The sequence below is a fragment of the Achromobacter aloeverae genome, from assembly GCF_004121055.1.
Taxonomy (GTDB): domain Bacteria; phylum Pseudomonadota; class Gammaproteobacteria; order Burkholderiales; family Burkholderiaceae_B; genus Bordetella_C; species Bordetella_C aloeverae.
In genome coordinates this window covers 825,452-840,544 of sequence record NZ_PYAL01000002.1, presented here as the reverse complement: position 1 = coordinate 840,544, position 15,093 = coordinate 825,452, and the positions used below count along the sequence as shown (strand labels likewise).

Below are 15,093 nucleotides of genomic sequence, written 5' to 3'. Positions count from 1 at the left end.
GCGCCGCCGCGCCGCGCGGTCGTCTCCACTTGGTCGCCCTCGCCTGGTCGCCCTCGCCTGGTCGCCTATACCCACGCCCATCGCCGCCTGACATGTCCACGCTCATCACGCTGCGCCATCTGCGCAGCTTCGTCGCGGTCGCCGACACGGGTTCGTTTACCCGCGCGGCGGAACGCCTGTTCCTGACGCAGTCTTCCCTCAGCTCCACCATCCACCAGCTGGAGGAAGACGTGGGCGTCAAGCTGTTCGAGCGCACCACGCGCAGCGTCACCCTGACCCCGGCCGCCCGCCACCTGCACCAGCAGGCCAAGACCCTGCTGCAGCAGTTCGACACCATGATCAGCGACCTGCGCGCCGTGGCCCTGCAACAGCATGGCCATCTGCGCATCGCCGCCGCGCCGTCCATCGTCGCTTGGCTGCTGATTCCCGCGCTGCCCCGCTTCCAGGCCGACTATCCGCACGTCACGCTGTCCGTGCGGGAGGCCGGCTCGGCGGAGATCGAACGCCGCGTGCGCGATGGCGACGTCGACTTCGGCATCACCAGCCGCCTGATGGACTACGACGACCTGGACTACGTACCCCTGCTGCGCGACCGCTACGGCATCGCGTGCAGCGCCGATCACCCGCTGGCCACGCCGTCCGGCGAAGTCCACTGGTCGCAGGTCTCCGCGCACCGGGACGACCTGGTGGGCCTGGCTTCCGACACGCAGGTCGGCATCGTGCATCGCCAGACCCTGCAGGACTTCGACGTGGCCGAACCGCGCGAGGAAGTGTCCAGCTCGACCTCGCTCTATCCCATGCTGCAACTCGGCGGCAGGCTGTGCATCCTGCCGCGCCTGACCGCGTCCACCCACCAACTGGAAAAACTGCCCTTTCGCATGCTGCGCGACCCGGTGTTGTACCGGGAGCTGTTCCTGGTATCGCGCAGCCTGCGATCGCTGTCCTCGACCGCGCAGGCCCTGCAGCAGGCATTGATGGACACCCTGGGCGAGCGGGAATTGCCGGAGGGCATCACGCTGTCCATAGCCCCAGCGTCCGGCACGCCGGACGCATAGGGCGCGTAGGACGTACGCATTCACGCATAGGGCACACGCATGGGCCGGAGGCATACGCAAAAGGCGTAGGCCAGAGGCATAGACCGCAGCCACGCGCCCTACGCGCACGCCAAGCCGGTCCTGGGCCGCCCCTCCGGACTACGATGCCTGGCTCAACGCGCGGATATCCTCGCGCCGCCGCAGCCACCACGCGTAATCCTTGGGCAGCAGCCCCAGGTAGTCCGGCACGCCCAGGGCGTGTGCCGCGCGCACTGGCCAATTGGGATCGACCATCAGTTCGCGCGCCAGCGCGACCAGGTCCGCCTGGCCCTGTCCAAGAATGCGCTCCGCGTGCGCCGGCTCGGTGATCAGGCCCACCGCGCACGTGGCGATGCCCGCCTCCTTGCGCACGCGCTCCGCATAGGGCACCTGGTAGCCCGGGACGCGCGGCACCACCGCCATGTTCAGCGGGCCGTTGATGCCGCCCGACGAGCAGGTCACCATGTCGATGCCGCGCTCCCGCAGCGCGCGCGACAGCGCCACGGTGTCGTCCATGTTCCAGGCGCCGCCTTCGCCGTCGACGGCGGACACGCGGAAGAAGACCGGCTTGTCCGCCGGCCAGGCCTGGCGCACCGCCTCGGCGATCTCCAGGGCCAGGCGCATGCGGCCAGCCAGGTCGCCACCCCAGCCGTCGGTCCGCTGGTTGGCCAGCGGGGAGAGGAACTGGTGGATCAGGTAGCCATGCGCGCCATGCACTTCGCATACGTCGTAGCCGGCGTCGACGCTGCGCTGCGCCGCCGTGCGCCAGGTCCGGATCATGGCGCGTATCCCGTCCTCGTCCAGCGCATGGGGAACCAGCGCGCCGGGCTTGGCCGGCAGCTCGCTGGCGGACACACCGCGCCAGGGCGGCATGCCCTGGCGGGCATCGTCGTCGGTCAGCGGACGGAAGTTGGTCCAGGGTGGCCCGCAGGAAGCCTTGCGCCCCGCATGCCCCAGCTGGATGCCCGAGGCCGCGCCGGCCGCATGGATGAAGTCGTTGACCCGTCGGGCGGCGGCCACGTGGCGATCGTCATACATGCCGGCGCAGCCGTAGGTCTTGCGCCCGCTCGCCTCGACAGCGGTTTCCTCGCAGAAGACCAGGCCGGCGCCGCCCATGGCGAACTTCCCCAGGTGCACGAGATGCCAGTCCGTGGCCGCGCCATCGCGCGAGACATACTGGCACATGGGGGAGACGACGACGCGGTTGCGCAGCGTCAGGCCGCGCAAGGTGTACGGCGTGAAGAGTTGCGGCAAGGGATGGGCGGCGACATCGGGCTGGGCGGCCATCATGGATGTTCGATTCCGTGGAAAGAGGGCGTTGGACGAGGACGATGCACCGTCGTCGGTGGACGGTGCGGGGTCAAGGCAGGGAGATATGCCGCTGGGCGATCAGGGTCCCCCACTTGCGGGTTTCCTCGGCGGCGTAGGCGGTATAGGCCTGGGCGGCGCCCGGCGTCAGTTCGTAGCCTTGCGCGGCCAGCTGCCTGGACAACTTGTCGTCCGCCAGGCTTTCGTTGAGCACCGCGTTCAACTTGCGCACGATGGCGTCGGACGTGCCGGCGGGCACGAACAGCCCGAACGTGGTCAGCGACTCGAAGCCCGGCACGCCCGACTCGGCCAGCGTGGGCACGTCGGGCAGCAAGGGCGCGCGGCTGGCGCCGCTGGTTCCCAGCGCGCGCAGCTTGCCACTGTGGATCAGGGGCTCGGCCACGCTGATGTCGACGAAGCCGACTTCGGTCTGTCCCCCCAGCAAGGCCTGCACCGCGGGCGCGCCGCCCCGGTAAGGCACGTGCATCATGTTGATGCCCGTGGTGGACATCAACAGTTCCGTTGCCAGATGGCTGGAACCGCCGACGCCGGAGGACGCGTAATTGATGACGCCGGGCTTGGCCTTCGCCGCCTTGACCAGGTCGGCCACCGTCTTGTACGGCGCCTGCGGCTGTACGCACAGCACCTGCTGGTTGGCGCCTATCATGCCGATGGGGCGGAAATCGCGTTGCAGGTCGTAGGGCAGGTCGTGGTAGAAATGCGGCGCGATGGCGAAGGTGCTGTTGGTGCCCAGCAGCAAGGTGTAGCCGTCACCCGGCGAACGCGCCACCTGCGCATAGCCGATGGTCCCCGTGGCGCCCGGCTTGTTCTCGACCACGATGGCAGCGCCCAGGCGCTTGCCCATGCCCTCGGCCAGCAGGCGGCCCAGCATGTCGGTGGACCCGCCCACCGACCACGGGATGATCATGCGTATGGGACGCGAGGGATACTCGTCGGCGCGGGCCTGGCCGCCGCCCGCCAGGCCCAGCAAACAGAAAACCGCGGCAAGCAGCGCGCTTGCGGTATGGCGTAGCGTACGCATTGGATAGTGCCCCTTGGTGCTGCCTGTTTATTGGCTCGGAACCGCCGGCGCGCACGCCGGCGTGTTCCCTCCCCTCAACTATCGGCGCGGGGCGGAAGGCCGCACAAATGAAAAAATCCAATGCTTTTATCGATATGCCTCAACAATCGCGCGTGACGGTGCGCGATATGGCGCCGCACCAGGAAATGCGCCGCCGTGGTGCGCAATGGCGCCTCATTGCGCCCCCTGTGCCTCCTGGCGGCCCGGCGGGTCACTGCTCCATGGCGGGCCACTGCTCCATACTACTTCGCGCTACCTCCGACTACTCCGCCAGGAAGCGATTCAGCACGTTGCGCGTGACCCCCTGCGTATAGGGACAGTTCCTGGTCAATCCCATGACCCACTCGCAGCTGCCGGCGGTGAAAACCTCGCCCTTGCCACGGGTAAACGAGACGATGACCCCGCAGCCGTACTTGTAGCGCTCGATCGCCTCCGGGCTGTCGTCGCCGCACAAGGCCCTGGTGCGGCGCGCCGCCCCGTCGGCCTTGATGTAGTACCGGAAGCCCTCGCCATCGTGCATTTCCTCGTCGTGCACGGCCGGCGACAACGCCAGGATCTCCGTATTCATGGGCACCCCATCCTCGTGGGTCGGATACGGCAGGCCATGGCGGAACGTGTACTCCACGCCATCCACTTCGTAGGCGAAGATGCCGGCCTCCGCGCCAAGCACGTCGCCGTAGTGCATGTCCAGGCCGGCGAAGGCCCAATGGCGCGGCCGGTACACCGTGAACCCGCGACTCGCGCGCGGCGCGAAACCGCCCCAGGACGAATAGGTGCCGCGCCAGCCATTGACGCCGAACGTGGTCGCGCCGGGCCAGTTCACGGACTGCTGCTCCCAGGCCCCCGTCAGGTAGGTCTTATCGGGGCCCCCGGCGACCGGGTCTTCCGTGTCGGCCCGCGCCTTGTAGCAGACCTGGCGCGCGCCCTCCTCCTCCAACCGGATCTGCCACATGAAGTTGCCGGCGAAACGCGCCACGCGGCCGCCGCCGTCCACATAGCGGTCGATGGCCTCGCGCATCTGGCGGGTCCAGTATTCGTCATGGCCGGCGATCACCACGGCGCTGTAGGCATCGAGCAGTTCTGGGCGGTAATGCAGGTCGGTCTGCGTGATGGTATCGAAGGCGTAGCCCTCGCGTTCAGCCCATACCGCGAAATGGCGTTCGAACTGCGCCCAGCCCGACGACGCGTAGTACTGGGCATAGCCATTGGTGTAGGCCCATTCCTTGGTCGGATACCGGGGCGCCTCGCCCGCGCCGCGCGGCAGCGGATCGCACAGGCGAGGCGCGCCGGGCGGCAGCCACACCAGCCCGCGCGTCCAGGGGCGCAGGATGCTCAGGGTCGGCGAGAACTGCTTGCCGTTCGGACCGTCGATGCCGTCATACGAATTGGCGCCTCCCCAATCGTTATAGGCGGTCCACGTCGACGTCGACAACAGGAACAGGAAACGGCCCGGCTGCCTGGGCTGGCCCGCCGCGGGGCGCACGACGAAGAAGTGATGCTGCAGGAAACGGGACCCGTCGGCCCGCTCGCACCACGCCGCAATGCGATAGAAACCGCTGGCCGCATCCGTCGGCACCGTCCACCGATGCACTTCCGGCCAGCCGCAGCCATCGCGATACGCGGTCGGCGGCATGGCGACGAACTCGCCCGGCACATCGTCGCGCGCGTGCACGCAGTCCGGCGTGACGCCGTCGCGCCAGATTTCCAGGCTGAAGCGCGGCGCCGTGCTGGAGCCGTGGAAGACCACCGTCTCGCCCGGCGCGTACGACATCGCGTTCGTGTACACGTAGACTTCGGGCAGCGCGGGATCCTCGCGCGGCGCCTCGTACCAGTGCGAGACATGCCATCCCTGGTCCGGATGCATGACGCTGGTGGGACGGGGACGCTGGTTGAAGGCACCGAACTCGGGACGAGCGCGAGACATGAGACGGATTCCTTTTAAAGGGACGTGATGCCCGGCGCAGCCGGGCTGATGGTTTCATGGAAGTGGCAAGCGACCTGCCAGCCCGCCTCGACTTCGCGCAGTCGCGGTTTTTCCGCGCGGCAGCGTTCGACGGCGTGCGGGCAGCGCGGCGCCAGGCTGCAACCCGTGGGCTTGTCCAGCACGCTCAGCAGCTCGCCCTTGATGGGAGGCTGGCGCGGCCGGCCGACCTCGGGGCGCGGCACCGCCTTGAGCAGCGCCTGCGTGTAGGGATGGCGCGGCCAGGCATAGAGCCGGCGCTTTTCGCCGATCTCCACCACCTCGCCCGCGTACAGCACCGCCACCCGCTGCGAGATCGCCCGCACCACCGCCAGGTCGTGCGCGATGAACAGGTAGCTCAGGCCCAGCTTGTCCTGCAGGTCCATCAACAGATTGACGATCTGCGCCTGCATGGACACGTCCAGCGACGCCACGGCCTCGTCGCAGACGACGAAGTCGGGGTTCAGCGCCAGGGCGCGCGCGATGACGATACGCTGGCGCTGGCCGCCGGAGAATTCATGCGGAAAGCGGCCGGCGAAGGACGGCGGCAGGCCCACCATTTCGAAGAGTTCGGCCACGCGTTGCGCGCGCGCCTTGCCGTCCAGCTTGCCGGCAATGTCGATGGGCTCGGCCACGGCGTCGCCTACGCGCATGCGAGGATTCAAGGACGAATATGGATCCTGGAAGACGAACTGCAGGCGATGGCGCACGGCTTTCAGGTTGGCCTGTCCGGGCTTGCCCGCGATCGATTTGCCGAACAGGCGGATGTCGCCGCTCGATGGCGGCAACAGGCCTATCATCATGCGACCTATGGTGGACTTGCCGGAGCCGGATTCGCCGACCAGGCCCAGGGTCTCGCCCAGGCCGATCCGGAAACTGACGTTGTCGACGGCGCGCAGGACGGCATGGCCGGCGCTACTCCCCAGCCTGAACTCGCGCGTCAGGCCGTCCACCTGTACGATGGGTGGTTGATTGGCCGGGGCGCCAAACTGTCCTTGCACGCCTCCTTCCGGGGGCTTCGATAGGCCGAGCGCGCTCATACGACAGCCTCCGGCATGCCGTCCCGCGCGATGGCGCGCCGCGGCGGGCAGCGCAGGCGCCGGCCGGTGGCCAGCGCATCCAGGGGCACCGGCGCGGCCCGGCAGGCGGGTTCCGCGAGCGCGCAGCGGGGACTGAAGCGACAGCCTTGCGGCCAGTTGCCCGCCGCCGGGATGTTGCCCGGTATCGCGGGCAAGCGGCGGGCGTCGTGGTCCAGCTTGGGAATCGCGCGCAACAGGCCTTCGGTATAGGGATGCAGCGGCCGCGTGAAGATATCGGCGGCGTCGGCCTCCTCCACCACATGCCCGGCGTACATCACCACGACGCGCTGCACGAATTCGGCGACCAGGCCCAGGTCGTGGGAAATCAGGATGACGGACATGCCGATCTCTGCCTGCAACTCGCGCAGCAGCTGCATGATCTGCGCCTGGATGGTCACGTCCAGCGCCGTGGTCGGCTCGTCGGCGATCAGCAGGCGCGGACGGCAGGCGATGGCCATGGCGATCATCACCCGCTGGCGCATGCCGCCCGACAGGCGATGCGGATACTCATCCACCCGCCGCGCCGCGTCCGGAATGCGCACCATGTCCAGCAACTCCACGGCTCGGCGGCGCGCCGCCGCGCGATCCAGGCCCTGGTGGATGCGCAGCGTCTCGCCGATCTGGTCGGCGATGGTCAGCACCGGATTCAGCGATGTCATGGGATCCTGGAAGATCATCGCGATATCCGCGCCGCGCACCTGGCGCAGTTCGCGGTTGGACAGCGTCAACAGGTCGCGGCCGTCATAGCGGATGCGCGACCCCGGCATGCGCGACATGCGCCGGTGATGCAGCCGCAGGATGGACAGCGCGCACACGCTCTTGCCGCTGCCCGATTCGCCCACGATGCCCAGCGACGCATTCTCGTCCAGGGAAAAACCCACATCGCTGACGGCGCGGGTCCAGCCGCCGTCGCCGCGGAACTCCACGTTCAGGTTCTCGACTTCCAACAGGGCCATTCAGTTGCCCTCCACTTTCAAGCGCGGGTCCAGGACGTCGCGCAACCCATCGCCCAGGAGGTTGATGGCCAGCGCCGACAGGCTGATGGCCAGGCCGGGAAAGAGCATGATCCACCACGACTCCACCGCGTAGTCGCGGCCTTCGGAAATAATGTTGCCCCAGCTGGGCGTGGGCGGCGGTGGGCCGATGCCCAGGTAGCTGAGCGTGGCCTCCGCCAGGATGGCGTAGGCGAACACGAAGGTCAGCGACACCAGCAAGGGCGCCAGCGTATTGGGCAGGATGTGCCGCGTCAGGATGCGCCAGGCGCCGGCGCCGCTGATGCGCGCCGCGTCGACGTAGTCCAGCCGCCGGATGACCAGGACCGACGCGCGCACGATGCGGGCGGTACGCGGCACGTACGCACAGGACAGAGCGACGATGACGCTGTGCACCTGCGGTCCCAGCACCGCATTGATGCCGATGGCCAGCAGGATGGCGGGGAACGCCAGCAAGGCGTCCATGAAGCGCATCAGGATGGAATCGAGGCGCGAGAAATAGCCGGCCGCCATGCCCACCACCGCGCCGCCGATGGCCGACAGGATGGCCACGCTGAACCCGATCCACAGCGACAGCCGCGCGCCGTACAGCACCCGCGTATAGACGTCGCGTCCATACTGGTCGGCGCCGAAGGGGAACTCGCCGGATGGCGCATGGAAGCGATTCACCATCTGCATGGTCAGCGGGTCGCCCGAGCTGATCCAGGGCGCCAGCAGCGCGGTGCCGACGATCAGCAGCAGGACGATCGCGCCGATACGGAAGGAGCGATGCCGCCACAGCCGCTTGAGCACCAGCGTACGCGGCTGCGGGGGCGCGATATCGCCCTGGGCCGCGGCCTTGTCGATGGCGAGGTCCGTTGCGATGTCAGTCATAGCGCACCCGTGGGTCCAGATAGGTATAGAGCACGTCGATCAACACGTTGATCAATACGAAAGCGAAGCCCAGCAGCAGCATCGTGCCCTGCACCGTCGGGTAGTCGCGCGACATGATGGCCTGCACCAGCAGCCGTCCCACGCCGGGCAGCGCGAACACCTGCTCGACCACCACCGATCCGCCGATAAGCAGGCTCAGGATGTAGCCGCCCACCGTCACCACCGACACCAGCGTATTGCGGAAAGCGTGCTTGCCCACCGTGGCGAACTCCGATACGCCCTTGGCGCGGGCCGTGCGTACGAAATCCTGGTCGAGGATTTCCAGCATTTCGGACCTTGTCATGCGCGCCAGGAAGCCGATCTGGAACAAGGCCAGCACCACCGCCGGCTGGATCAGCGAGGCGAACCACTCCCCCACCCCGCCTTCGGCGATCGGCACATAGCCCGCCGTCGGCAGCCACCCCAGGTTGACGCTGAAAAGAATCACCGAGATGGTGCCGACCCAGAAACTGGGCACCGACACGCCCAGCAGGGCGAAGCCCATCACGGCGGAATCGATCCACGAGTTGCGCCAGAATGCCGCCACGATGCCCAGGCCCACGCCCACGGGCACGGTGATGACGAAGGCCACGGCCGCCAGCGACAGGGTCACCGGCAGGCGCTCGGTGACCGCCTGCAACACCGGCTGGTTGAGCACCAGCGAATCGCCGAAATTGCCGTGCGCCAGGTGCGTCAGCCACAGCCAGAGCTGTTCCGGCAGGGGCCGGTCCAGGCCCAGGCTGTGGCGGATCGCCGCCACGGCCTCCGGCCCGGCCTGGTCGCCGGCGATGATGACCGCCGGGTCGCCGGGCAGCATGTGCATCAGGAAGAAGGTGAGGATCGCCACGATCAACATCACAGGCAGCGCCTGGGCGATCCGCGCGGACACGATACGGGACATGGGCCGCTTATCCTTACTTGAGCCAGACGTTCCAGAAATGATTCAGGTAGTACGGCTCGAAGCCGCCCGCCTTGCGGGTATTGATCACCTGGACATTGCCGCGGTCGGCCACCTTGATCATGTAGGCCTGGTCGAGCACACGCTGCTCGATGGTCAGCCACGCGGCCTTGCGGCCGGCCAGGTCGGGCGTCTTGTAGAACGCATCGTAGGCGTCGTCCAGCACCTTGTCGTTCTTGACGTGCGGGAAGTTGTAGATCATGGCCTGCCACTGTTGCGGGCCCAGCAGCGGATTGGCGCAGAACGTGGTGGTCGACACATTCCAGTTGCCCTTGCCGGACTGCATGTTGGAGGCGTTGGTGGTCCAGTCGGTGATGTCCATCTTGGCGTTCATGCCGCCCTTCTTCAACTGTTCCGACAGCACCAGCAAGGCGTCGCGCATGTAGTCGTAGTTGTTGTTGGTCTGCAGCACGATGGGCTCGTTCTGGTAGCCCGCCTGCTTGAGCAGTTCCGCAGCCTTCTTCGGATCGTTCTGGTTGTAGCGGCCGTCGGTGACCTCGCCCCCGTAGTAAGGGCCGTCCGGATACACCATCGAGTGATTCTTGCGCGACGCGCCTATCACTTTCATGATGTCGTCCACGTGCACCGCCGTGCGTATGGCCTGCCGCACTTCGGTCTTGTCGGTGGGCGGCTGCTGGGTATTGACGATGAAGTACTGCTGGCAGGCGGGATACGTCGTGAACGACTCCAGGTGCTTCATCGACTTCAGGCGCGCGAGCAGCTCGGGCGGAATGGCCGCGGTGAACACCGCCTCGCCCGTCTGCATGGCGGCGACGCGGGCATTGGCCTCCGGCACGAAATTGAAGCGCACCGTGTCCACATAGGCCGTACGCTTGCCGGCCAGGCCGTCCGGTCCGCTGGCGCTGTCGTCGGGCGTGTAGCCGTCGAAGCGCTGCAAGGTCAGGTAGCTGTCCTTGACCCACTGCCCCAGCTTGAACGGGCCGGTGCCGATGACGTCGACACCGCGCGCGGGCTTGTCCTTTTCCTCGGCCGGCAGGATGACGAAGGGGTAGACCGGCGTCTTCAGCACGTCCAGGAAGACCGTATTGGGATGCTTGAGGTGGATGACGAAGGTGTCCGCATCCGGCGTCTCATAGCCCGCCACGTCGTCCAGCACGGACTTGTTGGGACTGACGCGCGCATAGCGTTCGAACGTTGCCTTGACGTCGGCCGATGTCATGACCTTGCCGTTGTGGAACTTGACGCCCTTGCGCAGGATGAAGGTATAGGTCTTGTTGTCGTCGCTGGCCTTGGCCTCGCGCGCCAGCATGGGCTTGGCGTTGTACTTGGCATCCATGGCCACCAGGCCTTCATACAGGTGATGGACGACTTCCAGGTCCACCATGCTGGCGGCGACCTGCGGATCCAGGGTGTTGGGGCCCGAGAGGTCGGCATAGACCAGCGTTCCGCCTTTCTTCGGCGCATCCTCCGCCGCGGGGGCCGCCGTAGCCAGGGACATCGCGCCGAGCAGCGCCGCGACCATCAGTGTGCGTTTGAAAACCATGCTTGGACCCCTTGCGGTTCAGGACGAATGCTGAACACGATATATAATATATGGTGTTTTTACAACCTATCCCGATATCAGTAGTTCTACTAGGGGAAGCGGCCAGCCCGGCGCGGACACGATCCGCGCGCGGCGACGCATCGCGGCGGTCGCCCGGCGGCTGCGTCCATCCTCCCTACAATACGACCACGTCCCACCTTCCAGACACCATGGCAATCGAGCAACCGTCCGTCACCCGCACGAGCCTGACCGGCCAGGTCTACCACACCCTGCGCGACCGCCTCATGTCCGGCCGCTTCCAGCCCGGCGAACGCCTGAAGATCAAGGAGCTCGCCGCCGACCTGGAAGTCAGCGAAACGCCCGTGCGCGAGGCCATCCTGCTGCTGGCCAACGACGGCGCCATCGAGATGAAGGCGGGCTATTACTTCCTCACCCGCCGCCTGTCGCTGGCCGAATACATGGAGATCCGGCGCCTGCGCCTGCTGCTCGAACCCATGGCCGCCGTCGAGGCCCTGCCCCACGTCGACGCCGATTTCATCGCCGACCTCGAACGCACCCACGCCACGCTGGTCCGCGCCGAACAGGAAAAGGACTATCCGCAGGCGGTGCAGTCGAATTTCGATTTCCACTTCCTCCTCTATCGCCGTTCCGGCATGGGCCAGTTGACGGACATCCTCGAACGCCTGTGGATACAGGCGGGGCCGCTGCTGAACTACCTCTATCCGCACGGCCATCCGACCTACCACGGCGACCACCAGCACCAGCAGATCATCGCGGCGATCAAGGCCGGCAACCCGCAGGCGCTGAAGACCGCGGTCGAGCAGGACCTGATCGAGGGCGGCGAGCAGTTCATCAACTACCTGGCCAGCATCGACGGCAAGGACGTCGAGCCCGTCAAGAAATCCTCGACCAAATCAGTCAGGCGCGCGCCGCGCAAGACCGCGCGCAAGTAAGGATCGCGGGGCGGGTTTCTACCCGGTGCTTTCCCGTTTACGAGAACATCATATATCATGTATCGTGTTCGCATAAACAACCGCAGCGCACAGACAGGAAGGAATATGACCGCCCTTACACCCGCCTTTTTACCGGCAGCGGATCCTGGCAGTAGTGGTGTTCTCGACGAGGCAGCGTTGCGCCGGCGCGCGGCCCGCGTCATTCCCGGCGGCATGTATGGCCACCTGAACGCCAAGCTGCTGCCGCCGGGCTATCCGCAGTTCTACGAGCGCGCCCAAGGCTGCCGCTTGTGGGACGTCGACGGGCGCGAATACCTGGATTTCATGTGCAGTTGGGGACCCATCATCGTCGGCCACCAGCACCCCGCTGTCGAAGAGGCGGCGCGGCGCCAGGCGGCGCTGGGCGATTGCATGAACGGCCCCAGCGCGCGGCTGGTGGAGCTTGCCGAACGGCTGGTGGGGCTCTTGCCACACGCCGACTGGGCCGTCTTCCAGAAAAACGGCACGGACGCGACCACCACGGCGGTGACCATGGCGCGCGCGGGCACCCGCAAACGCAAGATCGTACTGGCCAAGGGCGCCTACCACGGCGCCGTGCCCTGGTGCTCGCCATCGCTGGCGGGCGTCACGGTGGAAGACCGCGCCCACCTCATCTACTTCCGCTACAACGATGTCGAGAGCCTGGAAGCGGCCGTGCGCGAGGCCGGCGACGACTTGGCCGCCATCCTTGTTTCCGCCTTCCGCCACGATATGGGACAGCCGCAGGAACTGCCCACCGCCGCGTTCGCGCGGACGGCACGTGCCTTGTGCGATCGCAAAGGGGCGGCCCTGATCCTTGACGAGGTGCGCGCCGGCTTTCGCCTTTCCATGCAAGGCAGCTGGGAGGCCCTGGGCGTGCGCCCCGACCTGTCGGCCTGGAGCAAGGCCATCGCGAACGGCTACGCCCTGGCGGCCGTCACCGGCAACGAGGCCTTCCGCCAGGCCGCGCAGGAAGTCTACGTCACGGGTTCGTTCTGGATGGGCGGCGTCGCCATGGCCGCCGCGCTGGCCACCCTGGACGTCCTGGAAAACAACCATGCCGTCCGGCACTTCGAACAAGTGGGACAGCGTTTGCGCGACGGCCTGGCCCGGCAGGCGCAACGCCACGGCCTGGCCATCCGGCAGAGCGGCCCCGCGCAACTGCCTTCGGTACTGTTCGAGGACGACCCGGATTACGCCAAGGGCGCGTATTTCGCCGCCGAGGCCATCAAGCACGGCGTATATCTGCACCACAAGCACAACATGTTCCTGAGTCTTGCGCACACGGTCCAGGACATCGATCTCGCATTGCAAGTCACCGACCACGCCTGCGCCCGCCTCGCGGCGCATCTGTGAGGAAACCCGTCCCATGCATACCGAACTTCGTTTCGAACCCACGCGCGCCGTCGGTGAACTGCGCGCCATCGCGCTCGCCCTGCGCAAGCAGGTCGTGCGCATGGTGGCGCGCACCGGCCAGGGCTACGTACAGCAAGGCCTGGGCGCCGCGGACCTGTTCGCGGCCCTGTACTTCGCCGAACTTCGCCAGCGCCCGCAGACGCCCGACTGGCCGGAACGCGACCGCTTCATCCTGTCCACCGCGCACAACACCGCCATCTTCTACGCGACGTTGGCGGCGCGCGGCTATTTCCCGCCGGCCCTGCTCGACAGCTATTGCGACGACGGCTCCCCGCTGGAGATCAACGCCTCCGAACGGCTCGGCCCGATGATAGAGGCCACGTGCGGGTCCCTGGGCCAGGGACTCTCGGTGGGCGTCGGCATGGCCGCCACGCTCAAGCGCACGGGCAGCGACAGCCGCGTCTTCGTCATGCTGGGCGATGGCGAACTGCAGGAAGGCCAGGTCTGGGAAGCGGCCATGGCCGCGGGCAACTGGCGGCTGGACAACCTTTGCCTGGTCATCGATGCAAACGACATGCAGGTCGAGGGCCATATCGACCAGGTGCAGCCGCATGAGCCCTTGGCCGACAAGTGGCGCGCCTTCGGCTGGCGCGTCGAGGACATCGACGGCAACGATATGGACGCCATCCTCGCGATGCTGGCCCGCGTACGCGCGACGCCCGGGCAGCCGCATTGCATCATCGCCCGCACCCTGGTCGGCAAGGGCGCGCCCTCGCTCGAAGGAATACTGGGCCACAACCTGCGCCTGCCGCCCGAGACGGCGACCAAGGCCCTGGAAGAACTGGACGCACAGGAGGTCCGCGCATGAACTCGCCCACGCTGACCGTCAATGACTTTACCGACCGCTCCGCCCTGGGCGTGGCGGCCAAGCCCTATGGGTCGGCCCTGCTGGCCGCCGCCCGGCGCGACCCGCGCATCGTCGCCCTCACGGCCGACCTCAGCGGCCCGACCGAGACCGACCTGCTGCGCGACGCCCTGCCCGACCAGTTCTTCCAGGTCGGCATCGCCGAGGCCAACATGATGGGCATGGCGGGCGGCATGGCCCGCTGCGGCCGCATTCCCTTCGTGCACACCTTCAGCGTTTTCGCCACGCGGCGGGCCTACGACCAGGTGGCCATGCAGATCGCCTATCCGCGCCTGAACGCCAAGGTGGTGGGATTCATCCCTGGGCTCGATACCCTGCTGGGCGTGAGCCACCAGGCCATCGACGATATCGCGATGATGCGTGCCCTGCCCAATATGCGCATCCTGGAACCGGCGCCGGGCCAGGTCGAGGACGCCGTGGCCGAAGCCGTGGCGCACGACGGGCCGGTCTACCTGCGCCTGGCGCGGGCCAAGCCGCAGGCCGCCGGCGCCGTCGCGCCACCCTCGGCCGGCCGCGGCTACACGCGGCTGCGGGAAGGCGCCGATGGATTGATACTGGCATCTGGACTTGGCGTACCCGAGGCGCACGACGCCGCCGAACGGCTGGCCGCGCGGGGGATCCACGTCGGCGTGGTCGCGGTGACGCGGCTCAAGCCGCTCAGCGCCGACCTGCTGGCGCTGGCGCGCGCGGCCGGTACCGTCTTGACCGTGGAGAACCATTCCATCGTCGGCGGCCTGGGCTCCGCGCTGGCGGAACAGATCGCCGAAGCGGGCTGCGCCCTGCGCTTTGCCCGCGTGGGCGTGCCCGATGCCTTCGGCTACGGCGCCACCACGCCGTATCTGTTCCGGGAATTCGGGATGGATGCGGAAGGAATCACCCGCAGGTTCGAGGGTTTGCTGGGACGCGGCGAATAGGATTGCGTGGCGGGGCGTGGGCCGCGGCGGCGGTTTCCCCGCCCCGGCCCCGCGGGAGCG

13 protein-coding genes are annotated in these 15,093 nt (G+C 67.5%); 5 read left to right on the top strand and 8 right to left on the bottom strand.

Going from position 1 to position 15,093, the window contains the following annotated elements:
* Positions 1-92: 92 nt before the first annotated feature.
* Positions 93-1,055 (top strand): LysR family transcriptional regulator, encoded by a 963-nt coding sequence (locus C7R54_RS10605; RefSeq protein WP_129150214.1) that lies wholly within the window; start codon positions 93-95, stop codon positions 1,053-1,055.
* 138 nt (positions 1,056-1,193) lie between these two features.
* On the opposite strand, the gene C7R54_RS10600 is transcribed toward C7R54_RS10605, so the two are convergent.
* The 8 genes from C7R54_RS10600 to C7R54_RS10565 all read right to left on the bottom strand — a co-directional run bounded on the left by C7R54_RS10600 (position 1,194) and on the right by C7R54_RS10565 (position 10,867).
* Entirely contained in the window at positions 1,194-2,363 is a 1,170-nt protein-coding gene (locus tag C7R54_RS10600; protein WP_240039466.1) for an NADH:flavin oxidoreductase/NADH oxidase, read from the bottom strand.
* A gap of 70 nt (positions 2,364-2,433) precedes the next feature.
* Positions 2,434-3,423 carry a Bug family tripartite tricarboxylate transporter substrate binding protein gene (locus C7R54_RS10595; protein WP_129150212.1) on the bottom strand — a complete coding sequence of 330 codons (990 nt, stop codon included), beginning with the start codon at positions 3,421-3,423 and terminating at the stop codon, positions 2,434-2,436.
* Positions 3,424-3,724: 301 nt separating this feature from the next.
* Positions 3,725-5,386, bottom strand: coding sequence for a N,N-dimethylformamidase beta subunit family domain-containing protein (locus C7R54_RS10590; RefSeq protein ID WP_129150211.1), 1,662 nt, complete (start codon positions 5,384-5,386; stop codon positions 3,725-3,727).
* Between the two features lie 14 nt (positions 5,387-5,400).
* Positions 5,401-6,423 carry an ABC transporter ATP-binding protein gene (locus tag C7R54_RS10585; RefSeq protein WP_240039465.1) on the bottom strand — a complete coding sequence of 341 codons (1,023 nt, stop codon included), beginning with the start codon at positions 6,421-6,423 and terminating at the stop codon, positions 5,401-5,403.
* Positions 6,424-6,458: 35 nt separating this feature from the next.
* Positions 6,459-7,457 carry an ABC transporter ATP-binding protein gene (locus C7R54_RS10580; protein WP_129150207.1) on the bottom strand — a complete coding sequence of 333 codons (999 nt, stop codon included), beginning with the start codon at positions 7,455-7,457 and terminating at the stop codon, positions 6,459-6,461.
* Positions 7,458-8,366, bottom strand: coding sequence for an ABC transporter permease (locus C7R54_RS10575; protein WP_129150205.1), 909 nt, complete (start codon positions 8,364-8,366; stop codon positions 7,458-7,460).
* The gene (locus tag C7R54_RS10570) at positions 8,359-9,306 is read right to left on the bottom strand and encodes an ABC transporter permease (RefSeq protein WP_129150203.1); all 948 of its coding nucleotides are present in this window, start codon (positions 9,304-9,306) and stop codon (positions 8,359-8,361) included. The genes C7R54_RS10575 and C7R54_RS10570 overlap by 8 nt, the downstream gene beginning before the upstream one ends.
* 13 nt (positions 9,307-9,319) lie before the next feature.
* Entirely contained in the window at positions 9,320-10,867 is a 1,548-nt protein-coding gene (locus C7R54_RS10565; RefSeq protein ID WP_204524308.1) for an ABC transporter substrate-binding protein, read from the bottom strand.
* Between the two features lie 209 nt (positions 10,868-11,076).
* On the opposite strand from C7R54_RS10565, the gene C7R54_RS10560 reads away from it, so the two are divergent.
* From C7R54_RS10560 to C7R54_RS10545, 4 genes are all read left to right on the top strand, one after another.
* Entirely contained in the window at positions 11,077-11,820 is a 744-nt protein-coding gene (locus C7R54_RS10560) for a GntR family transcriptional regulator (protein ID WP_192903631.1), read from the top strand.
* A gap of 105 nt (positions 11,821-11,925) precedes the next feature.
* Complete coding sequence (locus tag C7R54_RS10555) at positions 11,926-13,194, top strand: aminotransferase class III-fold pyridoxal phosphate-dependent enzyme (RefSeq protein WP_129150199.1); 1,269 nt, start codon at positions 11,926-11,928, stop codon at positions 13,192-13,194.
* Between the two features lie 13 nt (positions 13,195-13,207).
* The gene (locus C7R54_RS10550) at positions 13,208-14,062 is read left to right on the top strand and encodes a transketolase (RefSeq protein ID WP_129150197.1); all 855 of its coding nucleotides are present in this window, start codon (positions 13,208-13,210) and stop codon (positions 14,060-14,062) included.
* Complete coding sequence (locus tag C7R54_RS10545) at positions 14,059-15,033, top strand: transketolase family protein (RefSeq protein WP_129150195.1); 975 nt, start codon at positions 14,059-14,061, stop codon at positions 15,031-15,033. Before C7R54_RS10550 ends, C7R54_RS10545 begins: the two co-directional genes overlap by 4 nt.
* Positions 15,034-15,093 lie beyond the last annotated feature (60 nt).